Source organism: Streptomyces sp. NBC_00878 (genome assembly GCF_026341515.1).
Taxonomy (GTDB): domain Bacteria; phylum Actinomycetota; class Actinomycetes; order Streptomycetales; family Streptomycetaceae; genus Streptomyces.
In genome coordinates this window covers 6968675-6992886 of record NZ_JAPEOK010000001.1, presented here as the reverse complement: position 1 = coordinate 6992886, position 24212 = coordinate 6968675, and the positions used below count along the sequence as shown (strand labels likewise).

15 protein-coding genes are annotated in these 24212 nt (G+C 71.6%); 7 read left to right on the top strand and 8 right to left on the bottom strand.

Annotated elements, in window-relative coordinates; translation table 11 throughout:
- Positions 1–68: 68 nt before the first annotated feature.
- The 3 genes from OHA11_RS30385 to OHA11_RS30375 all read right to left on the bottom strand — a co-directional run bounded on the left by OHA11_RS30385 (position 69) and on the right by OHA11_RS30375 (position 5833).
- Positions 69–3803, bottom strand: coding sequence for an ABC transporter ATP-binding protein (locus OHA11_RS30385; protein ID WP_266501922.1), 3735 nt, complete (start codon positions 3801–3803; stop codon positions 69–71).
- Positions 3804–3928: 125 nt separating this feature from the next.
- Positions 3929–4951: an esterase-like activity of phytase family protein gene (locus OHA11_RS30380; RefSeq protein ID WP_266501920.1), complete on the bottom strand. Its 1023-nt coding sequence runs from the start codon at positions 4949–4951 to the stop codon at positions 3929–3931.
- A 357-nt stretch (positions 4952–5308) separates the two neighbouring features.
- Positions 5309–5833 carry an AAA family ATPase gene (locus OHA11_RS30375; protein WP_266501918.1) on the bottom strand — a complete coding sequence of 175 codons (525 nt, stop codon included), beginning with the start codon at positions 5831–5833 and terminating at the stop codon, positions 5309–5311.
- Between the two features lie 471 nt (positions 5834–6304).
- Between OHA11_RS30375 and OHA11_RS30370 the strand changes: the two genes are divergently transcribed.
- The 3 genes from OHA11_RS30370 to OHA11_RS30360 all read left to right on the top strand — a co-directional run bounded on the left by OHA11_RS30370 (position 6305) and on the right by OHA11_RS30360 (position 11317).
- A complete protein-coding gene (locus OHA11_RS30370; RefSeq protein ID WP_266501916.1) occupies positions 6305–8590 on the top strand; it encodes a glycosyltransferase family 39 protein in 2286 nt (761 codons plus the stop codon).
- A gap of 237 nt (positions 8591–8827) precedes the next feature.
- Positions 8828–9631, top strand: a complete 804-nt coding sequence (locus tag OHA11_RS30365; protein WP_266501913.1) for an endonuclease I family protein — start codon at positions 8828–8830, stop codon at positions 9629–9631.
- 204 nt (positions 9632–9835) lie between these two features.
- A complete protein-coding gene (locus OHA11_RS30360) occupies positions 9836–11317 on the top strand; it encodes an FG-GAP and VCBS repeat-containing protein (protein ID WP_266501911.1) in 1482 nt (493 codons plus the stop codon).
- A gap of 178 nt (positions 11318–11495) precedes the next feature.
- Here OHA11_RS30360 and OHA11_RS30355 read toward each other — a convergent pair whose 3' ends face one another.
- Complete coding sequence (locus tag OHA11_RS30355) at positions 11496–12839, bottom strand: carotenoid oxygenase family protein (protein ID WP_323186711.1); 1344 nt, start codon at positions 12837–12839, stop codon at positions 11496–11498.
- On the bottom strand, positions 12836–14125 hold the full coding sequence (locus tag OHA11_RS30350) for an MFS transporter (protein ID WP_266501909.1): 1290 nt from the start codon (positions 14123–14125) through the stop codon (positions 12836–12838). Before OHA11_RS30350 ends, OHA11_RS30355 begins: the two co-directional genes overlap by 4 nt.
- Positions 14126–14349: 224 nt before the next feature.
- Between OHA11_RS30350 and OHA11_RS30345 the strand changes: the two genes are divergently transcribed.
- On the top strand, positions 14350–17022 hold the full coding sequence (locus OHA11_RS30345; protein ID WP_266501906.1) for a LuxR family transcriptional regulator: 2673 nt from the start codon (positions 14350–14352) through the stop codon (positions 17020–17022).
- 99 nt (positions 17023–17121) lie between these two features.
- Complete coding sequence (locus tag OHA11_RS30340) at positions 17122–17319, top strand: hypothetical protein (RefSeq protein ID WP_266501904.1); 198 nt, start codon at positions 17122–17124, stop codon at positions 17317–17319.
- A 49-nt stretch (positions 17320–17368) separates the two neighbouring features.
- Here the strand turns inward: OHA11_RS30340 and OHA11_RS30335 are convergent, their stop codons facing one another.
- From OHA11_RS30335 to OHA11_RS30325, 3 genes are all read right to left on the bottom strand, one after another.
- On the bottom strand, positions 17369–19087 hold the full coding sequence (locus OHA11_RS30335; RefSeq protein ID WP_266501901.1) for a thiamine pyrophosphate-binding protein: 1719 nt from the start codon (positions 19085–19087) through the stop codon (positions 17369–17371).
- Positions 19084–20085: an agmatinase gene (speB, locus tag OHA11_RS30330; protein ID WP_266501899.1), complete on the bottom strand. Its 1002-nt coding sequence runs from the start codon at positions 20083–20085 to the stop codon at positions 19084–19086. The genes OHA11_RS30335 and speB overlap by 4 nt, the downstream gene beginning before the upstream one ends.
- A 62-nt stretch (positions 20086–20147) precedes the next feature.
- Complete coding sequence (locus tag OHA11_RS30325; RefSeq protein ID WP_266501896.1) at positions 20148–21623, bottom strand: sodium:solute symporter; 1476 nt, start codon at positions 21621–21623, stop codon at positions 20148–20150.
- A 244-nt stretch (positions 21624–21867) separates the two neighbouring features.
- Here OHA11_RS30325 and OHA11_RS30320 point away from each other — a divergent pair, with 244 nt between their 5' ends.
- Positions 21868–23460, top strand: coding sequence for a PucR family transcriptional regulator (locus OHA11_RS30320; protein ID WP_266507574.1), 1593 nt, complete (start codon positions 21868–21870; stop codon positions 23458–23460).
- A gap of 192 nt (positions 23461–23652) precedes the next feature.
- Positions 23653–24207 (top strand): SRPBCC family protein, encoded by a 555-nt coding sequence (locus OHA11_RS30315; RefSeq protein ID WP_266501894.1) that lies wholly within the window; start codon positions 23653–23655, stop codon positions 24205–24207.
- Positions 24208–24212: the final 5 nt, after the last annotated feature.

Here is a 24212-nt window from a genome sequence, read left to right as displayed (position 1 = left end):
GCAATCGGCGTACTGATGTACGGACGCCTGGCGTATGGCCAATGGTTGCGTCGTCCGGCGACGTCACCTCACGTCGACGTGGCGACAGTAGCGGCCGGGTCCGGGTCGGGCTCCCCCACGAACGTCCGCCACAACTCCGCGTACCGGCCGCCGCGTTCGAGCAGTTCGTCGTGGGTGCCGTCCTCCGCGACCCGGCCGTCGGCCATGACCACGACGCGGTCCGCGCGGGCCGCCGTGGTCAGCCGGTGGGCGACCACCAGGGTCGTACGGCGGCCCGCGATGCGGTCGGTGGCCTGGTTGACCTGGGCCTCGGTGGCCAGGTCGAGGGCGGCGGTGGCCTCGTCGAGGAGCAGGATGTCCGGGTCGACGAGTTCCGCGCGGGCCAGCGCGATCAACTGCCGCTGCCCGGCGGAGAGATTGCGGCCGCGCTCGGCGACCTCGTGGAGGTAGCCGCCGTCCAGTGTGGCGATCATGTCGTGCGCGCCGACCGTGCGGGCCGCCGCCTCCACCTCGGCGTCGGTCGCGTCCGGACGGCCGTACGCGATGGCGTCCCGGACCGTGCCCAGGAAGAGGTACGCCTCCTGCGGGACGACGCCCAGACGGTGGCGGTACGACGTGAGGTCGAGGGAGCGCAGATCGGTGCCGTCGACCGTGACCCGGCCGCCCGTGGGGTCGTAGAAGCGGGCCACGAGCTTGACGAGGGTCGACTTTCCGGCGCCGGTCTCGCCGACGAAGGCGACGGTCTGCCCGGCCGGGATGCTCAACGAGACCTCGCTGAGGGCCTCTTCGTCGTCCCCGTACGCGAAGTCCACGTCCTCGAAGGCGATCTCACCTCGCAGGGACAGGACTTCGAGCGGCTCGTCGGCAGCCTTCGTCGACGTCGGCTCCTGGAGGAGCTCCTGGATGCGGCCGAGCGAGACGGTCGCCTGCTGGTAGCCGTCGAAGACCTGCGAGAGCTGCTGCACCGGCGCGAAGAACAGGTCGATGTAGAGGAGGTACGCCACCAGCGCGCCCGTGGTGAGCGTGCCCGCGTCGACCCGGCCCGCGCCCACGACGAGCACCGCGGCCGCCGCCACCGACGCCAGCAGCTGTACGAACGGGAAGTAGACCGAGATCAGCCACTGGCCGCGGATACGGGCCTGGCGGTAGCTGTCGCTGCCCTCCGCGAAGCGCTTGCCGCCCGCGCCCTCGCGGCGGAACGCCTGGAGGATCCGCAGCCCGGACACCGACTCCTGGAGGTCCGCGTTGACCACGGACACGCGCTCACGGGCGAGTTCGTACGCCTTCACGCTGGACCGGCGGAAGTAGAACGTGCCGATGATCAGCGGCGGCAGCGTCAGGAAGACGACCAGTGCGAGGCCCACGTCGATGACCAGCAGGGCGACCAGGATGCCGAAGAAGGTGACGACCGAGACGAACGCGGTGACCAGGCCCGTCTGGAGGAACGTGGACAGCGCGTCCACGTCGGTCGTCATCCGGGTCATGATCCGGCCGGTCAACTCCCGCTCGTAGTAGTCGAGTCCGAGGCGCTGGAGCTGGGCGAAGATCTTCAGGCGCAGTGCGTACAGGACGCGTTCGCCCGTGCGTCCGGTCATGCGGATCTCGCCGGTCTGCGCGACCCACTGGGCGATGACGGTCACCAGGGCGAGGGCGGACGCGGCCCAGACGGCGCCGAGGGCGACCTCGGAGACGCCCTGGTCGATGCCGTGCCGGATCAGGACCGGCAGCAGCAGGCCCATGCCCGCGTCCACGGCGACCAGGCCGAGGCTGACGAGGAGTGGGAGCCCGAAGCCGCGCAGCAGACGCCGCAGGCCGTACGAGTCCTCCGGCGTGACCGCGCGTGCCTCGTCGATCTCGGGAATGTCGGTGGCCGGGGGCAACGCGTCGACCTGGGCGAGGAGTTCGGGGGTCGCGGGCGAGCCGTCGAGGGCTGCGTCCCGGGCGTTCTTGGTCTCGCGGTCGCCCGTCCACAGGTGCGGGGTGACGCCCCGCTCGGCGTCGAACTCGGCGTCCAGCTCGTCCCGTACCGACATGTCCTCCTGCGGACAGGACGGCCGGGCGTGACCGGGTGAGACGCCGCCCAGCTCGTCCGGGTCGGTGAGCAGGCGCCGGTAGAGCGGTGAGCGCTCGGTCAGCTCCCGGTGCGTGCCGATGTCGGCGAGGCGGCCCTCGTCGAGGACCGCGATGCGGTCGGCGAGGTTCAGGGTGGAGCGGCGGTGGGCGATGAGGAGTGTGGTGCGGTCCGCCATGACCTGCTTGAGGGCCTCGTGGATCTCGTGTTCCACGCGGGCGTCCACGGCCGAGGTGGCGTCGTCCAGGACCAGCAGGCGGGGGTCGGTGAGGATCGCGCGGGCCAGGGCCACCCGCTGGCGCTGGCCGCCGGAGAGGGTGAGGCCGTGCTCGCCGACCTTGGTGTCGTAGCCGTCGGGCAGGGCGGCGATGAAGCGGTCCGCCTGGGCGGCCCGGGCCGCCTTCTCGATTTCCTCCCGCGTGGCCTCGGGACGGCCGTACGCGATGTTGGCGCGGACGGTGTCCGAGAAGAGGAAGGAGTCCTCGGGGACGAGGCCGATCGCGGCCCGCAGCGAGTCGAGGGTCAGCTCGCGCACGTCGTGGCCGCCGATGAGGACCGCGCCCCCGGTCACGTCGTAGAAGCGGGGCAGCAGGAGGGAGACCGTGGACTTGCCGGACCCGGAGGAGCCGACGACCGCGAGGGTCTCGCCCGCGCGGATCTCGAAGGAGAGGCCGTCCAGGACCGGGCGGTTGTCGTCGTAGGCGAAGGACACGTCGTCGAACTCGACGGTCGCGGGAGCCATGGGCGGCAGGGGTTTCGTGCCGTCCTCGATCGACGGCCGGGTGTCGATCAGCTCCAGGACGCGCTCGGCGCCGGCGCGGGCCTGCTGGCCGACCGTGAGGACCACGGCGAGCATCCGGACGGGGCCGACGAGCTGGGCGAGGTAGGCGGAGAAGGCCACGAAGGTGCCGAGGGTGATCTGGCCCTTGACCGCCAGCCAGCCGCCGAGGGCCAGCATGGCGACCTGGCCGAGCGCCGGGACCGCCTGGAGGGCCGGGGTGTACTTGGAGTTCAGGCGGATCGTGCGCAGGCGGCCCGCGAAGAGCCTGCGGCCGATCTCGCGGAGCTTGCCGGTCTCCTGGTCCTCCTGGCCGAAGCCCTTGACCACGCGTACGCCGCTGACCGCGCCGTCCACGACGCCCGCCACGGCCGCCGCCTGCGCCTGGGCGTACCAGGTCGCGGGATGGAGCTTGGAGCGGCTGCGTTTGGCGATGACCCACAGGGCGGGGGCGACGGCGAGGGCCACCAGGGTGAGGGGCAGCGACAGCCAGGCCATGATCACGAGGGAGATCACGAAGAGGAGTACGTTCCCGACCGTCATCGGGAGCATGAAGAGCAGGCCCTGGATGAGCTGGAGGTCGCTGGTGGCACGGCCCACGACCTGGCCGGTCGACAGCTCGTCCTGGCGTCGGCCGTCGAGGCGGGTGATCGTGTCGTACATGTCCGTACGCAGGTCGTGCTGGACGTCGAGCGCGAGGCGACCGCCGTAGTAGCGGCGGATGAAGGTGAGGACGTAAACGACGACTCCGGCGCCGATCAGCGTGGCGGCCCAGGGGGCCATGCCCCGGGTGTGGTCCCCGACGACGTCGTCGATGATCACCTTGGTGACCAGCGGGACCAGGGCCATGACGGCCATGCCCCCGAGCGAGGAGCCCAGCGCGAGCACGACGTCCTTCGGGTACCGCCAGGCGTACCCGGCCAGCCGTCGTGCCCATCCCCGCTGCGTCGCCACGAGTGCCTTCCATCCGTCCCAGTCGGTCAGACGGTCAGTCGGTCCTGATCGTCCGGAAGGCACTAACGCGGACGGGAGGTGATTTCATCCCTCCGCAACAATCGGGGCCACGTCCGGGGCGGTGATCAGAGGCGGACCCGGAGGGAGTAGAAGCGGGTGATCTGGGCCGGGTTCTGGTTGTCGTCGCTGACCAGAAGCAGGTTCAGGCGGCCGTGGCGGCTGCCGGTGACGGCGAGGCCCTCGATGTTGTCGAGGAGGGGGTTGGGCTGGGGCTGCTTGGCCTGGGCGCCGAGTGAAGGACAGTTCACGAGGTCGGCGAGCAGGGTCTTGGGGACGAGGCGTACGCCGCTCTGGCCGGTCAGCTTGTCGATGGCGGACGTGTCCGTGGCACGGCGCGGGTCGGCGAGGTAGAGGCGGACCGTGTTGCCGACGCCCGCGGTGAAGCCGCGTTCCAGGACGAGGAGGCGGCCGTCGGGGGTGGCCGTGGTCTCGGAGACGTTCAGACCGGTGTCGGTGCGGTAGCCGTACTGGGCGGCGGTGGTGAAGTGGCCCCGGTGCCGCTCCCAGGTCTGGAAGCGGACGATGCCGGTGGTGTCTCCCGCGAGGGAGCCCTCCATGGCAGCGAGCAGGGTGCGGCGGCCGGGGCCGGGGAGGAAGGTGAGCCCCTCGAAGGTCTGGTTCGTGGTGGCGCGGCCCGCGGGGGCGACCCTGAGCGCGTCCGGTACGGGGAGGCGGTCGAGGATGCGGCCGTCGCGGGCGTAGCGACGGATGGAGGGCTCGGTCTCGGAGGCGACCAGGCGGGTGCCGTCGCCGTCCACGGCCAGGCCCTCGGAGTCGAGCGCGGCACCGGTCTCGTCGGCGAGCGGGACGACGGAGGTGGGTCGGAGGGTCTTGCGGTCCAGCGTGAACAGGGCGGAGCGGTCGGAGACCGCGGCGATCCGGCCGTCACGGTCCACGGCGAGCGCGGAGAAGTTCCCGACGAACGTGCCCTCGTACGTCGTCTTGTCGAGCGCGTCGGAGAAGCGCTCGATGGAGACGGAGGGCGAACAGGCCTTGGCGGGGCGGGCGTTCGCGGGTGCTGCCGCGGTGAGGCAGGTGGCTGCCGCCAGGGCGGCCGTGACGGTAGCGAGGAGTGGTGTCAGGCGCATGGCGTCACGGTAGGGGGTGGGGGTTAAGGGCGGGCGCCATTTGTCCGGAGGTTGGGGGGCGGGGGCGGGGCGGGGGCGTGTTCGGGTGCGGGTGGGTGGGGGCTGGTCGCGCAGTTCCCCGCGCCCCTGGGTGGGTGGGGGTTGCGGTCGGTTGGTGGGTGGCGGGGGCGCGGCGGGATGTGTGTCCGCAGCCGGTGACGTAAAGCGCGGTTGCCGCACGGTTGCTGCGTTCTCGTGTCGTCGTACGCTGCGGACACACATCCCGCCGCGTCCCCTCCGGCCGGTGGGTGGCAACCGGCCGGGTCCCGTCAGGGGGAGGGGCGGGGCTCCGAACGGGTCAGGCTTCGCGGGGGCCGTCTACGGGGTCCGGATCATCCCCATGATCTGTTTCGCGACTGTGGGCGGTGGGCTGTCGGTCGTGTCGATCAGTTCCGCTTCCCGGCGCAGCCAGAGCAGGGCGTGGTCGTAGTCGTCGAGGTGGTCGAGGCGCCGTCGGCGGGCTCCGATGCCCTCCGGGTCCGTGTCGTTCTGGATGCGCTGGACCAGCGTGTTGTGACCGGCGTGCAGGACGAAGTGGCGTAAGGGAATGCCGGCTTGGACCAGTCCCGTGCGGATCTCACGCCAGTACGGCTTCTCCAGCACGGTCTGCGGAACGACCAGCGTGCCGCCCACATGGTCGAGCACCTGACGTGCGGTCTCCACCACCAGCCCCCGCCACGGCGGGAACTCCTGGAAGTCGTGCGCGGGCTTTCCCAGGACGTGCCAGAGCATGTAGCCGACCTGTTCCGGGTCGAAGAGCCTGGCGTCCGGGAGGAGGGTGGTGAGTTCCTTGGCGGTCGTGGTCTTGCCGGCTCCGAAGGCGCCGTTCAGCCAGATGATCATGTAGTCGGCACCGCCGGGAGGGTCTCCTGCGGGGTGCTGGTGGGGGTACGGCGCTTCGCGGTGAGCGGCACTGGGACCCCGGCGCCGCGATCCGTGCAGAGTGCACGGGTACGCCGGGACATCCGGTGATTCATCGACTCTTTCCATCCCTTGGGTACGTACACGAGCGCGCCTCGGCGCACTCAACTCCCTTGACTCATAAGGATGGTCGGAGGTTGTACAGGCATCAGCCACATGCGCCAGCCACATGCCTGGGCCACATGCATGAGCCGCGTCTACGCCTGGGCGACCCGCCGCACGTGGGCGACCCGTCGTTCACTTGTTGATCTCAGCCCGTCAAACGCCCGTCCTCCGTGACCGTCCACGCCTTTACGTGTTCATACGCTTCCATGGGAGCGCCCTTCCCCCACTCACAGCCGGGCCCCAGGTTCGCCACAGCCCTCGCCCACACCGCCCTCGCACGATGCACGCGTGACATCTGCCACCGATCCGTACCCCCACGCCCCCGAGGCCGCCCCGGCCGCCCCCGCGGCAGACCGGGCCGCCGCCTCCCCGCCCCCCGCCGAGACCGGCGCGCACCCCGGGAAGCCACCCCGCTGGTCCCTCCCCGCGCTGATCGCGATCATGGTTCTGGCCGGGGTGCTGTACTCCTGGAACTTCTCCTCGTCCAGCCTGAACAGCTTCTACAGCGCCGCCGTGTTCAGCGGTACGCAGAGCTGGAAGGCGTGGTTCTTCGGGTCGTTGGACGCGGGGAACTTCATGACCGTCGACAAGCCCCCCTTCGTCCTGATGGTGATGGGGCTGTCCTGCCGGGTCTTCGGATTCGGCACCTGGCAGATGATGCTGCCGCTGGTCGCCTCCGCCCTCGGCACGATCTGGATCCTGCACGCGTCGGTCAAGCGGGTCTGGGGCCACGGCGCCGCGGCCGTCGCCGCGCTCGTGCTCGCCCTCACCCCGATCACCGTCGCCATCAACCGCGACAACAACCCGGACACACTGCTCGTCTTCCTGATGGTCGCGGGCGCCGCCCTGGCCCTGCGCGCCGTCCACAACGGCAGGCTGCTGCCGCTCGTCGGCTCGGCCGTCTGCTTCGGCCTCGCCTTCAACACCAAGATGCTCCAGGGCTACATCGCCCTGCCCGCCGTCTTCGCCGTCTACCTGTACGCGGCCCAGGGCGGACTGCTGCGCCGGATACGCAACCTCGCGATCGCCGGAGTCGCCCTCGTCGTCTCCAGCTTCTGGTGGGCGGCGGCCGTGTCGCTGGTGCCCGCCGCCGACCGGCCGTACATCGGCGGGTCGACGGACGGCACCGCCTGGGACCTGATCATGGGCTACAACGGCCTGGGCCGTGTCCTCGGCGGCGAGGGCAACGGCGGCGGTGGAGGCGGTGGCGGTGGCGGAGGCGGCTTCTCCGGGACCGCCGGTATCGGCCGGATGTTCAACGAGGTGCTCGGCGGCCAGATCTCCTGGCTGCTCCCCTTCGCCGGCGTCGCGCTCGTCGGCGGCCTCGTCCTGCGCGGTCGCGTTCCTCGTACGGATCCGACGCGGGCCGCGCTGGTGCTGTGGGGCGGCTGGACCGCGCTGCACTACCTGACCTTCAGCCTCGCCGAGGGCACGATGCACCCGTACTACACGACCGCCCTCGCCCCCGGCATCGCGGCGCTGTGCGGAGGCGGCGGGCTGATGCTCCTGCACGCCTTCCGGACCGACAAGAAGTGGCTGTGGGTCCTGCCCGCCGCGTTCGCCGTCACCGGCATCTGGGCCGTCGTGCTGCTGCGCCGGGCCTCCGGCTGGAACTCCTGGCTGTGGCCGACCATCGCCGCGGTGATGGTCCTGGCGATCGCCGGGCTCTTCCTCTTCCGGTCCGGGCGGCGCGTACGGCTGCTCGCCGTCGCCGTGACCGCGGCCGTCGCCGCCTCCCTGGCCGGTCCGACCGCGTACGCGGCCTCGGTGACAGCGGGTTCGAGCGGCGGCATGAGCGGTACGAACCCGACGGCCGGACCCAGCACGGGTGGCGGCATGGGCGGCGGACCCGGCGGCGGTGGCGGCGGGGGGCGTGGTGGCTTCCCCGGCGGCGGCCAGGCCCCGGGCGGCCAGCAGCAAGGCAACCAGCAAGCCGGTGGCGAGGCACCGGGCGGCGGTCAGATGGGTACGCCGCCCAGTGGCGCCCCCAGCGGCCAGCAGCCCAACGGGCAAGAGCAGGGTGGCGGCCAGACCGGCACCCCGCCGAACGGCACCGCGGGCACCGGCGAGCAGGGCGGCAACGCCACCTCCCGCCCCGGTGGCATGGGCGGCGGTGGCGGCATGGGCGGCGGGCCCGGCGGTGGCGCCGACAGCGCGATGGTCACGTACCTGGAGAAGCACCGCGACGGCGCCAAGTGGCTGGTGGCGGTGTCCAGTTCGCAGAGCGCGGCCCAGTTGATCGTCAGCACCAAGCAGCCCGTCATCTCGATGTGGGGCTGGTCCGGCAGCGACAAGGCCATGACCCTCGCCAAGCTGAAGGAGCTCGTGAAGAAGGGCGAGCTGCACTACATCGTGCTCGGCGGAGGCATGGGCGGAGGCGGCGGTGGCATGGGCGGCGGCGACAGCGCCAGCTCCGAGGTGACCGCGTGGGTGCAGGAGCACGCCACGGCGGTGAAGGCGAGCGAGTACGGCGACGCGTCGTCCGACTCCTCCACCGACTCCGAGAGCTCTGACAGCTCCGACGCGCAGAACACCCAGGCGCTCTACCGCCTGGACGCCTCGGACGTCAACTAGGGTCAACCCTCCCCCAATTGGGGAGAACCCTCGCGTTGCGCAACCCCTGGACCGGGAACGGCCAGGGGTTGTGCCGTATGCGAGAACGTCACACAAACGCCCCCTCCCGGTTACACCGCCGACCCCATGTCCATGTCACTCTCCCGATTGACCGAAGTGTCAACACGCGTAGAACGCGGGCCTGTTGAGTAGGACCCCGCGTCACGGCGCGTGCCGTTCCCGGGAAAGGGCACCCCCATGTCCGTTGCGCAGATAGGCAGATGGAAGGCGCTGGCGGTAGGCGTTTCCGGCGCTCTCGTCGGCATCACCCTCCCGACGGTCGCCGCGACCCCCGCCGCGGCCACGACCACCGCGTTCGACGACACGTACTACGCGAGCGCGATCGGCAAGACCGGCACGGCCCTCAAGAGCTCGCTGCACACGATCATCAGCGACCAGACCGCGATCTCGTACTCCGCGGTCTGGAACGCGCTCAAGGTCACCGACCAGGACCCGAACAACAGCAGCAACGTGGTCCTGCTGTACTCCGGCATCTCGCGCAGCAAGACCCTCAACGGCGGCGCGACCGGCAACTGGAACCGCGAGCACACGTGGGCCCAGTCCCACGGCGACTTCGGCACCTCCGCCGGCCCCGGCACGGACCTGCACCACCTGCGCCCCGAGGACGTCCAGGTCAACAGCATCCGCGGCAACAAGGACTTCGACAACGGCGGCAGCAGCTTCACCAACAGCGGCGGCAGCCTCACCGACTCGAACTCCTTCGAGCCCCGCAGCGCCGTCAAGGGCGACGTGGCCCGCATGATCCTCTACATGGCCGTCCGGTACGAGGGCGACGACGCCTGGGACGACCTGGAGCCCAACGACGCCGTCACCAACGGCAGCGTCCCCTACCACGGCCGCCTCTCGGTCCTGAAGCAGTGGAACGTGCAGGACCCGCCCAGCGCGTTCGAAGAGCGCCGCAACGAGCTCATCTACTCGAACTACCAGGGCAACCGGAACCCGTTCATCGACCACCCCGAGTGGGTCGAGGCGATCTGGTAGGCCGATGATGCAGACCCACGATGTAGACCGACGGTGACCTGCGCTGAACTCCCTGTGACAGTAAGGGAGTTCAGCGCCACACCTGTCCCCTCGGTTACAAATCCATGACATTGAGGCGTACAACTGGGGGCGCCCCGCCCGAGTCGAACTCCCTGAACGCGTGATTCCGCGTGCAGGACCAGACCGACTCGAAAGGTTCCCCGTATGTCCCGAGCACACCGCAGAACCCGTACCGCGCGCCTCACCGCACCCCTGGCAGCCGCGGTGCTGCTCGCCGGAGGATTCGGCGCCTGGGCCCTGACCGGGGCCTCGGCCCAGGCCGCCCAAGGGTCCGCGGACGCGCAGGACGACTTCAACGGCGACGGATTCGCCGACCTGGTCGTGGCCGCCCCGGACGCCACGGTGTCCAGCAAGGCCAAGGCGGGGTATGTGGCCGTCACGTACGGCTCCGCCACCGGGATCTCCCCCGCGAAGAAGAAGCTCATCAGCCGCTCGACCGCCGGCGTTCCCGGCTCCGCCACCGCGAGCGAGCGCTTCGGGGCCTCCTTCACCAAGGGCGACCTGGACGGCGACGGCTTCAGCGACCTGGTGATAGCGGGCGGCAAGGCCGGCTCCGTCGTCCTGTGGGGCTCCGCCTCCGGACTCACCGGCGGTACGGCCATAGCCGGGTACGGGCAGTCCCCCCAGGCCGGCGACTTCGACGGCGACGGCAAGACGGACCTCGCCCTGTTCGCCCTGCAGAACGTCGCGGGCGACGACCCGCCGAGCGGCGCCGCCACCGTGTGGAAGGGCCCGGTCACACGGGCCGGAAAGCCGACCGCCACCCTCCCAGTCCTGGACAAGTCCCTGTGGTGGGGCTACGGAGCCGACGACGCCTCCTGCGCCACCAACGGCGGCTGCGAGGAGGACGGCGACTCGATCAGCGGTCCCGTCCGCTCCACCCAGGCCGGCGACGTCAACGGTGACGGCAAGGACGACATCGTCATGCTGCGGTACTCGGGCGACGGCGTCTGGGGCAGCCGTCTACTGCTCGGCGGCGGCAGCACGGGCTTCACCAGCGGCTGGGTCCCGAACGCCGGGCTCGACGCGGGCACCGGCGTCGGGGACGTGAACGGCGACAAGTTCGACGACGTGGTGGTCGGCAGCAACGGGGACGGCAAGGCGCGGGTCGCCCTCGGTTCGGCCTCCGGCCTGTCCGAGGACCGCGTCCAGACCTTCGACCAGGACCTGCCCGGCTTCCCCGGCGTCGAGGAGGAGGGTGACGGCCTCGGCACCACGGTCTCGGTCGCGGACGTCACGGGTGACGGCTTCGCCGACATCGCCCTCGGCATACCCGGCGAGGACGTCGGCACGGTCCTCGACACCGGCTCGGTCGCCCTCGTGCACGGCAGCGCCTCCGGTGTCACGGGTGCCGGAGCGCAGGTCTTCCACCAGAACACCGCCGGTGTACCCGGAGTCGCCGAGATCAAGGACCGGTTCGGCGTGAGCAGCGCGCTCCTGGACGTCAACGGCGACGGCCACCTCGACCTCGCGGCCGGTTCCACGGCCGAGAACAGCGAGAACGGCGCGGTCTGGGTGCTGCGCGGCACGGCGACCGGCCTCACCGCGAAGTCGTCCTTCGCGTTCGGCGCCGGTGACCTCTCGGCGCCCGCCACGGACGCGCACTTCGGGTCGTTCCTGCGCTGAGCTGAGCGACCGAGCTGGACAACGGGGATGTGGTGGGGCGGACCGGTGCCGCCCCACCGTCGTGTCCGGCTACCGGCTACCGGCTACCGGCTACCGGCTACCGGCTACCCAGTGGAGGGTGGTGCCGGGGCCCGGGCCGCCGCGGGGAGTCAACGGCGGCCCGGGCGGCTGGGGCGGGTCAGGCGGGTATCTCGGAGTCGGGGATCCAGTGGCCGTGGATGCCGGCGGGCACCCTGCGGGGGAGTTCGACGGCGGCCACGGTGCTCAGGTCGCTCGCGTCCAGGACGAGCAGCTCCGAGGCGTCGGCCGTGAGGTCGCTGACGATGGTGAGCAGGTAGCCGTCGTCCTCGGCGGTCCCGCCCTCGGCGGGCGCGAAGACGGCCTCGCCGGGCATCCGGCCCTCGCCGTGCGTGTGCAGCTTCTGCTCGCCGGTCTGCGTGTCGAACTTGACGGTGTGGTAGCCCGACAGGCCCGCGCCGGGGAAGGCGATGGCGTAGCTGTAGCGGTAGGCCGAACCGGTGTGGGCATCGTTGATCGACGGGAACTCGGTGGCCAGGTCGTTGAGGGACTCGGTGGTCGCCTTGCCCGTGGCCGGGTCCATGATCCACCGGTAGAAGGTCGAGCCGGCGTCGGGGCTGGTGCCGTAGCCGGGAGCGCCGACCCACCACTTCCACGAGCTCTCCCAGGCGGAACGGTCGAAGCACGGTGCTTCGAGGACGATCCGGCCCCGCGCGTCGGTGTAGGCGTTCGTGACGTGCAACAGCGCCGCCTGGTCGGCCACCTCGAACCACGTGGTCCTGCCCCCGGCGCGCGGCATCACGCCGATGCGCAGCGGGACGTCGTCATGCCAGCGGTAGGGGATGCCGGAGTGCTCGGCGTGGTCGAAGACCACCGGCGAGTTGATGAAGACGGCGTGCTCGCGGGTGATGGCGAAGTCGTGCATGAGCGACGGGCCGGAGCCGTCGACGACCTCCGACTTGACGATGTCGCCGGAGGCGTCGGCCACGTAGTAGGTCAGGTACGGCGGGAAGGGGCTGTAGCTGAAGAAGTGCAGCTCGCCGGTCTCCGGGTCCTCCTTGGGGTGGGCGGTCATGGCGCTGGTGAGCTTGCCGCCGAAGTCGTGGACGCCGATCGTGTCGAGGTCGGCGCTGACCTCCCAGGGCAGGTTGGCCTCCTGAAGGGCCAGGTAGCGGCCCCCGTGGAAGATGATGTTGGTGGCGGCGGCGCTGACGTCGAGCTCGGTCCCGGTGAACGGCACACCGTCCAGGTACGGGGTCTTCACCCAGCGGTTGCGGTACCACTCGGCCCGGCCGCCCGTGAGGCGGACGCCGTGGATCATGCCCTCGCCGCGGAACCAGTGGGAGGGGGTGATGCCCGGTTTGGGGTTGTGACCGTTGCGGAAGTAGCGGCCGTTCAGCTCGGGCGGGAGGGTGCCGCGTACCTTCAGCTCGCGGCCGGTGATCTCGTCGGTGACGGGGGTGAAGTGGCCGCTGATGTACGGCTTGTCCAGGGTCATGGTCATGTCTTTCGCGTCGAGAGAGTCGAGAGGGCGGAGATGAGCAGGGTCAGGGCGGCGCAGGCCAGGAAGGCCGCGCCGAAGGAGGGGAGCAGGGTCAGGAAGGACAGGCCGATGGCTCCGCCGATCTGCCGGGTGGCGTTGACCAGCCCGCCGGCCAGGCCGTTGTCGGCGGCCGGGACGCCCGTGGCGGACATCGCGGTGAGCCGGACGAAGGCCACCCCCAGCCCGATGCCGATGAGGAGCGTCGGGCCGAGCAGGTCCACGGGGAAGGTGCCGTCGGCCGGGGTCCGGGAGAGCCAGGCCAGTCCGGCCGCGAGGACCAGCAGGCCCACGGGGAGCACCTGGCGGCCGGAGACTTTGCCGGTGGCCCACGACGAGAGGGTGACCATGAGGGCGAGGGGAAGCTGGGTCAGCCCGGCTTCCAGGGGCGAGTAGCCGAGGGTGCGCTGCTGGTAGAGGGGCAGGAAGTAGAACAGGCCGAGCCAGACCGCGCCCAGCAGGGCCATCAGCACGTTGGGCACCGCCACCACGCTCATGCGCGCCGGCAGCAGCGGGTCGGCGGCGCGGCGCTGGAGTACCGCGAACAGGCCGAGCAGGGCCAGACCGATCACGGCGAGCGGCCAAGGGCCCGACAGGCCGTACGTGAGCGCGACCAGCCCCGCCGTCACCGTCACCGCGCCCGGCGCGTCCAGGCTTCCGCCGCGTGGCCGGTCGGCCCCGACCAGCAGCCAGGTGGCCACCAGGACGGCCAGGGCGAGGGGCACCATCACGACGAACACCGCACGCCAGCCGTACAGGCTGGTGAGCAGCCCGCTCAGCAGCACGCCCGCCGCCCCGCCGGCACCGGAGACCGCGCCCCAGACTCCGAGCGCGGTGCCACGCCGCTCCCTGTCGGGATAGAGCGTCAGTACGAGGGCCAGCGCCGTGGGCGCCAGCAGCGCGGCACCGATTCCCTGCACTGCCCTGCAGGCGATCAGCACGGTCGCCGTGGGCGCCAGTGCCGCGCCCAGGGAGGAGAGGGCGAACAGGCCGATGCCGAGCAGGAACACGCGGCGAAGGCCGTATACGTCGCCTGCGCGCCCGCCCGGCAGCAGCAGCGCGCCGAAGACCAGTACGTAGGCGTTGACCGTCCACGCCTGGCCCGTGTCCGACAGATCGAGCCCGGCCCGGATCTGGGGCAGGGCGACGTTCACGATCGACGTGCTCAGCACGACCAGGAACTGGGCCGTGGCCAGAACCGCCAGCGGTATCCAGCCGGTGGTGGCCCGTTGCGGTGCGGTGCGGGTCATGGCTCGACACTCGCAGCGGGCGTCCGCCGGTCGCGTCGGTGATCATCAGCGGACGTCCACCGCTCGCGTCGGCAGTCGTCAGCGGGCGACAGCCGTTCGCGTCGGTGGTCATCGCCTACACGCCTCCCTGCGGGTGGCCCCTGGGCGATCTCGGGGAGACCGCCCGGGCGACTGGGGTCTTTCCCGGATTCCCCTGCGACGCACGACCGCATAGGTTGTCGGACGTGCCCGAGAGATTCACGGATGTGCTGATCGGCCGTCAGGACGAGATACGCCGGCTCGACGCCCTCCTCCAAGCGGCACGGGAGGGCCGGGGCGGCGCCCTGGTCCTGCGCGGTGAGCCGGGCATCGGCAAGAGCGCGCTGCTGCGCCATCTGGACAGGGCCGCGACCGGATTCCTCGTCATGCGGGCGTCGGGCGCGGAGTTCGAGATGGAGCTGCCGTTCGCCGCGCTGCACCAGTTGCTCGCGCCCGTCACCGGTCGGCTGAGGGCGTTGCCCGCACCGCACCGCAAGGCGCTGGAGATCGCTTTCGGCCTCGACACCGGCACACCCGATCCGTTCCTGGTCGGCATCGCGTCGCTGGGCCTCCTGGTGGAGACCGTGGGGGAACGCCCGCTCCTGTGCGTCGTCGACGACGCACAGTGGCTGGACCAGGCGTCGGCCAAGGCGCTGGCCTTCCTGGCCCGCCGGGTCTCGGCCGAGTCGATCGCCCTCGTGTTCGCGGCGCGCGAGCCGAGCCGCCTGCCCGAGCTGCCCGGCCATTCGCTTCAGGGTCTTGGCGAAGCGGATGCCCGCGCGTTGCTGGCCGCGGCGATCCGCGCCCCGTTGGACGAGCGGGTACGCGACCGCATCCTGGCCGAGGCGCGCGGCAACCCCCTCGCACTGGTGGAGCTTTCCAGGACCGCCGGACGCGCCGGGATGGCGGGCGGATTCGCCCAGCCCGACTCGGTACCCGGCGTGATCGAGCAGAGCTTCAGGTCCCGGCTGGAGCTCCTGCCGCCGGCGGCCCGGCTGCTGGTGACCGTCGCCGCCGCCGACCCGATCGGCGACCCCGGCCTGCTGTGGCGTGCGGCCGAACTCCTGGGCATCGACGCGGCTGCCGCCGCGGAGTCCGTCCCGCTGGTCGAGTCCGTCCCGCTGGTCGAGTTCGGCACCCGGATCCGGTTCAGCCACCCCCTGGCCCGCTCGGCCGCCTACCGCGCCGCGGCGCCGGAGGAGCGGCGCAGGGCGCACGAGGCGCTGGCCGCCGTGACCGACCCGGTCGCCGACCCCGACCGGCGGGCCTGGCATCGCGCCGAGGCCAGCGCCGGACCGGACGAGCAGGTGGCCGCCGAGCTCGAAGCCTCCGCCACCCGCGCCAGGGAACGCGGCGGTGTCGCGGCGGCGGCGGCCTTCCTCGAACGCTCGGCCGCGCTCACGATCGACCAGGACCTCCGTGTCGAGCGCGCGCTCGCCGCGGCCTGGGCCAAGCTCTCGGTGGGGGACTTCGACGAGGCGGCGGACCTGCTCACCACCGTCCCGACGGACGATCCGAGCCAGGCCGCCCGGGCCGACCTGCTGCGCGGCAGGCTGTCGTTCGTCCGCCGCCGGGGCGACGAAGGCCCCACGGCACACCTCCTGCGTGCTGCCGCCCGGCTGGCGGCCATCGATCCTCCCTGGTCGAGGGAGTGCTACCTGGACGCCATCGAGATGGGCCTCCTCATCGGCGGCCTCGACCACGTGGTGGAGGCCGCCGGGCAGGCCCCGCCGTCGGGCGAGCCGGCCTCCAGCGCGGACACGGTCCTGACCGGCCTGATCAGCCTGGTCAGCCGCGGGCACCGGGCGGCGGGGGACATCCTGCGGCCGGTCCTGGGCGACCTCGACGACGAGGTGTGGGCCAGGCGGCCGTCACTGGGCTTCATGATGGCTGTCGAGCTGTGGGACTTCGGCGCCCTGTCCGGCATCGCCACCCGCGCGGTCGCGGCGGGCCGTGAGTCGGGCTCCTTCCACGCGCTGCCCATCGGGTTGGCCATGCAGGCCGCCGCGACCGTCCACGCGGGCGACTTCGGTGCCGCGATGGAGCTGATCTCCGAGGAGGAGGCGATCGCCGACGCCACCGGCGCGGCACCGCTGGTCTACCCGCGCCTCCACCTGGCCGCGTTGCGCGGGCGGCGCGAGGACGCCGTCGAACTGTTCGCGTCGGTGGATCCCCGGATGAGCCTCAGCGTGCAGTGGGCGACGGCCGTGCTCAGCAACGGCCTGGCCGACTACCCGGCCGCGCTGAAGGCGGCGAAGCAGGCGGTCGAGTACGGCGCCGTCGGCACGGCGGGCCTTGCCCTGCCCGAGCTGGTCGAGGCGGCCGTGCGGTGCGGCGAGACCGAGGTCGCCGCCGAGGCCCTCGCGTCCCTCCGAGAGCGAACGAGGGCGGGCCGGCACGTGTGGGGTCTTGGCGTCGAGGCCTACGCGCGAGCCCTGGTGACCGAGGACGAGTCCGCCTACCAGGAGGCGATCGGCCTGCTCGACGACAGCGCGCTGGTCGTCTACCGCGCCCGGGCACATCTGCTGTACGGGGAGTGGCTGCGCCGCCAGGGCCGACGGCGTGACGCCCGGTCCGCGCTGCGGCTGGCGCACGAGTCGCTGTCCGACCTCGGTATGGAGGCGTTCGCCGAGCGCGCCGTCGGCGAGTTGCGCGCCACGGGCGAGCAGGCCCGCAGCCGTACGTCGAAGGCGTCGGACCGGCTGACGATGCAGGAGGTGCACATCGCACGCCTGGTCGCCGACGGCGCCACGTCCAAGGAGGTGGCGGCGAAGCTGTTCCTCAGCCCGCGGACGGTCGACGCACACCTGCGCAACATCTTCCGCAAGCTCGGGCTCACCTCACGCAGGCAACTGCGGGACCTGCCCGACATTCGCTAGCCGCACCGTGCCGGCACTACGTACGCGTCGGTGGTCATCACCCAGGTAGGCGGGCTTCGCCGACGCGAGGGCGGTGCTCTCGCGACGAGGCTGAGTGCCATGACGGACATCGACATGAACCCCACCACCGCAACCGCGACGAAGAACAAGGGCACGAAGAAGAACAGAGCCAAGCGGCACTCCGCCAAGGCACTGGCGTACTTCGCCCTGATCTTCACCGGGCTCCTGGTCCTGGCCGAGCCGTGGCTGCTGATCCCGGTCGCCGCCCTGGCCCTGGCGATCTCCCTCTGGGACTGACCTGGGCGCCACGGGGCGGCAAACCCTCCACGTGAGCGGGCCGTTGGCCTCAGTCCAGATGCGTCGGCGCGTCCAGATGCGTCGGCGCGAACATCCGCAGCAGTACCGGCAGCACGACCACCGAAGGGCCGGGCGTGGCAAGGGACTTGGCGAGGTCGTCGGCGAGGGTGTCCGGGGTGGTCCGTACACCGGGGACGCCGAAGGACTCCGCGAGCGCCACGTAGTCCGGGCGGGACAGTTCCGTCGCCGTGGACTGGCCGAAGGCGTCGGTCATGTACTCGCGCAGGATGCCGTAGCCGCCGTCGTCGACGATGAGCCAGGTCACGTCGAGGTTGTGCTGCCTTGCGGTGGCCAGTTCGGCGATGGAGTACAGCGCGCCGCCGTCGCCGGAGACCGCGAGGACGGGGTGGGTCGGGTCGGCCACCGCGCCGCCGATCGCCGCCGGGAAGGCGTAACCGAGACCGCCCGCGCCCTGGGCCGAGTGCATGGTGTTCGGCCGGCGGGCGTCGAAGGCGGACCAGGCCCAGTAGGCGAGGATCGTCATGTCCCAGAAGCTGGCCGACCGGTCGGGCAGGGCCTCGCGGACGGCTGCCAACACCCGCTGTTCCAGGGTGAGTTCCTGGGAGTCGATGCGCTCACGGACGAGACCGAGCACGGCCCGTACGCGGTCGGCGGCCACCGCGTCGTCCCGTACGGGAACAGTCCCTTCGGGCACGGTTTCGAGGAGCGCCGACAGGGCGAGGCGGGCGTCCGCGTGGATGCCGAGGGCCGGGTGGTTGGACTCCAGTTTGCCGAGGTCGGCCTCGATCTGGATGACCCGGCCGCGCGGCTTGAACGTGTAGTAGTTCGAGGAGAGTTCGCCGAGCCCCGAGCCGACGACGAGCAGGACGTCGGCGTCCTCCAGGAAGTCCGTGATGTGCCGGTCCTCCAGCCAGGACTGGAGGGAGAGCGGGTGGTTCCAGGGGAAGGCACCCTTGCCGCCGAAGGTGGTGACGACCGGCGCGTTGAGCCGTTCGGCGAGCTGTCGCAGCTTGCCGGACGCGTCGGCCCGTACGACTCCGCCGCCCGCGATGATCGCGGGGCGGGCCGCCTTCGAGAGCAAGTGGGCTGCCACGGCGGTCAGTTCGGGGCGGGGCGGGAGGTCGTGGGGCGCGGCGTCCACGGCGGTGACGACGGGCAGGGACGTCTCGGCGAGCAGCACGTCCTGTGGGATCTCCACCCACACCGGACCGTGCGGGGCGGTCAGTGCCGACTCCCAGGCCTCGGCGATCGCGGACGGGATCTGCGACTGCGTACGGACGGTGTGGACGGACTTCACGACGCCCCTGAACGAGGCCTGCTGGTCCGGGAGTTCGTGCAGATGGCCGTGCCGGCCGCCGCCGAGCCCCGCGGTCGGGATCTGGCTGCTGATGGCGAGAACGGGGGCCGATGCCGCGGCCGCCTCCTGGAGCGCGGCCAGCGAGGTGAGCGCGCCGGGGCCCGTCGAGAGCAGCAGCGGAGCGGCCTCGCCGGTGATCCGGCCGTACGCGTCGGCCGCGAACCCTGCGTTGTTCTCGACCCGCAGGCCGACGTAGGCGAGGTCGGAGCGGCGCAGCGCGTCGAACATGCCGAGCGCGTGCTGGCCGGGCAGGCCGAAGACGGTGGTCGCGCCGAGACCGGTGAGGGTCTCCACGACCAGGTCTCCGCCGTTGCGTCCGGGTGGAGGGTTGAGTGCGGCCTCCGTCTGCGCGGTGGTCGGGCGGAGCACCAGGTCGTGGTCGTGGGTCACTTGGCGTCGGTCTCCTCGGGCGCCTGCGCGGTTTCGGCCCGGGCCTGCGCGATCTGGCGGGACATGATGGTGGTGAGTTCGTACGCCGTGTGGGACGCGGCGACGGAGGTGATCTCGGCGTGATCGTACGCGGGGGCGACCTCGACGACGTCGGCGGAGACCAGGTGGCAGGAGGCCAGGCCGCGCAGGATCTCCAGGAGTTCGCGGGAGGTCATGCCGCCCGCCTCGGGCGTCCCCGTGCCGGGCGCGTGGGCCGGGTCGAGGCAGTCGATGTCGATGGAGATGTAGAGCGGGCGGTCGCCGATGCGCTGGCGCAGCTGGTCGGCGACCTCGTCGGCGCCGCGCCGGTAGACGTCGGCGGAGGTGACGATGCCGAAGCCGAGCTTCTCGTCGGCGGTGAGGTCCTGCCTGCCGTAGAGCGGGCCGCGGATGCCGACGTGGGAGAGGGCCTCCGTGTCCAGGATCCCCTCCTCGACGGCCCGGCGGAACGGCGTACCGTGCGTGTACTCCGCGCCGAAGTACGTGTCCCAGGTGTCGAGATGGGCGTCGAAGTGGAGGAGAGCCACCGGCCCGTGCTTCTTGGCGACCGCGCGCAGCAGCGGCAGCGCGATGGTGTGGTCGCCGCCGAGGGTCATCAACCGGGCGCCGGTGCCGAGGAGTTCGTCGGCGGCGCCCTCGACGGTCTCCACGGCCTCGTTGATGTTGTACGGGTTCGCGGCGATGTCACCGGCGTCCGCGACCTGGGCGAGGGCGAACGGCGAGGCGTCCTGCGCCGGGTTGTACGGGCGCAGGAGACGGCTCGCCTCGCGGATCGCGTTGCCGCCGAAGCGGGCCCCGGGCCGGTACGAGACGCCCGCGTCGAACGGCACTCCGACCACGGCGACGTCGGTGCTGCCGACCTCGTCGAGCCGGGGCAGCCGGGCGAAGGTCGCCGGCCCCGCGTACCGCGGCACGCGGGACGAGTCGACGGGCCCGCGGGGCGTCTCGTACCTACTCATAGGGTTATGCCTTCTTTCCCACTCTTCATACGCTTCATCGCGTATGTACGGCTTCTCCGACTTTACTGGTGGGCCGGAACGCGGTCGGACACGGGTTCGGAGCCCCGGCCCGCGAGCCGCTCGCGCCAGGCGGCGAGGACCGCCGCGTCGGTCGCGGGGGTGACGAGCGAGACGACCACGTAGACGGCGAGGGAGGCGAGGAGCCCGTAGTAGACGGGTTCGTTCGCGAGGATTCCGTAGGTGGCCATCAGGCCGATCACCGCGAGGCCGCCGACCGCGACGGCGGCGAGGGCGCCCTGGGCGGTGCCGCGCTTCCAGAGCAGTCCGCCGAGGATGGGCACGAGGAGACCGCCGACGAGCAGGTTGTACGCGACGGTCAGGGCCTCGATGACGTTGTTGAGCGCGATCGCCGTACAGATGACCGCGATGCCCATGATGAGGATGAAGGCACGGTTGCCCCGGACCTCGTCGTGCGCGTCCTCGGTCCCGCTCCCGCTCCCGCTCGTCACGGCTCCGCGCAGCCGCGACCAGATGTCGTTGTTGGCGACGGTCGCGCAGGCGATAAGGGCTCCGGAGGATGTGGACATCACGGCGGCGAGGGCGGCGGCAAGGACCAACCCCCTTACACCGACGGGCAGTTCATCCTTGACGATGGTCGCGAAGGCGTCGTCCGCGCTGGCCAGCTTCGGGTAGAGCACCTTGGCCGCCGTACCGATGACGGCACCGGCGAGCGCGTACACCAGGCAGTACGTGCCCGCGACCGTGCCGCCCCACTTGGCCGTCGTGTCACTGCGCGCGGTGAACACGCGCTGCCAGATGTCCTGCCCGATCAGCATGCCGAACGTGTAGATCAGTACGTACGTGAAGATCGTCTCGCCGCCGATGCCCAGCGGGTCGAAGTACTCGGTGGGCAGCGAGGCCTTCATCTCGCTGAACCCGCCGGCCTTGACGACCGCGATGGGGAGCAGGAGCAGCAGCACACCGATGGTCTTGACGACGAACTGGACCATGTCGGTGAGGGTGATCGACCACATGCCGCCGAGCGTCGAGTACGCGACGACGATCGAGCCGCCGAGGATGATCGCGACGGTCCGGTTCATGTCGAAGAGGACGTCGAAGATCGTGGCGTACGCGATGGTCGACGTCACCGCGAGCATGAGGGTGTACGCCCACATGACGACGCCCGAGATCAGTCCGGCCCGGCCGCCGTACCGCAGGTCGAGCATCTCGGAGACGGTGTAGACCTTCAGGCGGGCGATGCGGGCCGAGAAGAAGACGGAGAGGGCGAGGAGACCGAGGCCGATGGTGAAGACCATCCAGGCACCGGAGAGCCCGTACTGGTAGCCGAGGCCGACGCCGCCGATGGTGGAGGCGCCGCCGAGGACGATCGCGGCCATGGTGCCGGAGTACATCGTCGGGCCGAGCCGCCGCCCCGCGACCAGGAAATCGCTCTTGGACCTGGCGCGGCGCATGCCCCACCAGCCCATGGCGAGCATCCCCACGAGGTAGACGACGATCACGGTGTAGTCGACGGCCATAGGGGGCTCCTCTTCGCGCGTTCGGTGGCGTGTCGTGCGGGTGGGTGTGTGCTGGGGGTTCGCCGGTGACTGACCGCGCGTGGCATCGCCGCATGGCGTCATCGCCATGGCTTCTTCGCCTCGTGTCTTCGCGTGGCCTGTTCGCGGGGACATCCGCCCGTACCCGCGGCCTCCGGTGGGGACGACCCTAGGTGGCTGGAAAGGAACGATGAAGTGTACGTTTCATCCACTGCTGCCGGATCGGATGGAGGAAACGTCCACCATGCCGAACTCTGCCGTTCACGGTTCCGCCCCCGCTGTCCCACCCACACCTCCCGTCACTCTCGCCGCACTGCTGGCCCGGGAGGACCTCGGCCTGCGCCAGATCGCGGGGCCACACGATCCGGCCACGGTGATCCACTGGGCCCACACCTCGGAGATGGCGGACCCATACCCGTATCTGCTCGGCGGCGAGCTGCTGCTCACGGCAGGGGTGCACATCCCGGAGGCGGCGGGCTCGGGCACGTACTTCGACGACTACGTCTCCCGAATCGTGGCGGCGGGCGGCGCCGCGCTCGGCTTCGGCGTGGCGCCGGTGCACGACACGGTTCCGCGCGCGCTGGTGGCGGCCTGCGACGACTACGGGCTGCCGCTGGTGGAGGTCCCGCCCCGCACGACGTTCTCGGGCGTGGCCCGGGCGGTCTGGCAGCTGATGGCCCAGGCCCGGCACACGGAACTGCGCCGCGTCACAGAGGCCCAGCAGAGCCTGGCCGCCGCCGCGGCCCGCCCGGACCCTGTCCCGTCAGTCCTGCGCCAGCTCGCCCAGCGGGTGGGCGGCAGGGCCGCGCTGTACGCCCCGGATGGCGGGGAGGTGGCTTCGGCGGGGCGGTTGCCGGGGGTGGGGGTGGGTGCGAGTTCCGGCTCGGGTGCAGGCTCCGGCGCGGAGGTGAGCGGGGCACTGGCCGGGCTGGTGGCGGTGGTGCGCCCGGCCACCGAGGGCAGTTCCGGGACCGGCCCCACCCCCTCCTCCGCCAGTGACACGGCCGCCGGGGTCCACCTCGCCGCGTACGCCCTCGGCACCGGTCAGGGCTTCGTGCTGGGCGTGGCATCCCCGCGCCGCGAACCGGGCGACCACACGATCGCGTCCGTAGGCGCCGTGCTGCTCTCCCTCCTCACCGGGGAGCACCAGAGCAGCAGGGGCGCGGCCCGCTCCTCGGCGCTCGTACGGCTGCTGCTGGGCGCCGCTCCGGAGGAGGTCGCGCCGCTGCTGGGTGGCGGCGACGGCGGACGATGGGTGGTGGTGCACGCCCGGCCGGACGGTCCGCCGCCGGACGCGGTCGCCGCGTCCGCGCTCGGGGCGGCGCTCGGCTCGGCGCTGGTGGACGTGGCCGGTGAGGGCGAGGGCGAGGGTGACGTCGTACGGGTCCTGGTGCCCGCGGGCCACCGCGAACTCGTCGCCCAGCCGGGCTGGACGTGCGGCGCGAGCGCCCCGGTCGGCCCGCACGAGTGGGCGTCCGCCGACACTCAGGCGGCGCGTGCCCTGTCCCGGGCGAGGGCCACCCGCGCCCGCCTGGTCCGCCACGGCGAACACCCGGGCCTGACCGGCCTGGTCCCCCCGGCCGAGGCCGCCGCCCACGCCCGTACGGTCCTCGCACCCATCGCGGCGAACCCCGCCCTCGTGGAGACCCTCCGCACCTGGCTCTCCCTGCACGGCAGTTGGGACCGCACGGCGGTCGCCCTCTCCGTCCACCGCAACACGGTCCGCCAGCGGGTGGCCCGCTGCGCGACGCTGCTGTCCACGGACCTGGACGACCCCGACGTCCGCATGGACCTGTGGTTCGCACTACGCCACGCGTGAGCAGCCCTTGGCGCTTCCGCCGACACGTCCGATGAGTTTCGCCCCGCCGCGTCGTCTACATGGTGGGAACGTCCCCCGACCGCACTTCGCACAGCCCGGGGAACGAGATGAGAGGGCATGAGACGGCATGAGACGACAAGGCATGCAATGACAAGGCATGCAATGACAAGGGACGCCAAGGAGCGGGCCACCATGCACCAGGAGAACGTGAGCGCCACCCTGACGGTCGCCGCGCCCCCCGCGAGGGTCTTCGCGGTGCTGGCAGACCCGACGACCCATGCGGCGATCGACGGCACGGGCTGGGTCCAGGAACCTGTCGACCGGGCGCCGCTGACCGAGGTGGGCCAGATTTTCCGGATGGCCATGCACCACGCAAAGCATCCGAACGGCGACTACCAGGTGGTCAACAAGGTCCAGGTACTCGACCCACCGCACGCCATCGGCTGGCTGACGGGCCAGGACAAGGGCGACGGCGACCTGGAGTTCGGCGGCTGGCTCTGGCGCTACGACCTGACGCCGCACGGCCCCTCCGACACCGAGGTCACGCTCACCTACGACTGGTCGGCGGTACCGCAGTACATCCGGGAGCGCGGCATCCAGTTCCCGCCGTTCGCCCCCGACCACCTCACCAACTCCCTGCACCACCTGTCCGAACTCACCACACGGACACCCCGGGCGGGGACCCCTGGCGGCCAGACACCTGGCAGCCAGACACCCGGCGGCCAGACGTCCAGCGGGCGGCCGTAGATAAC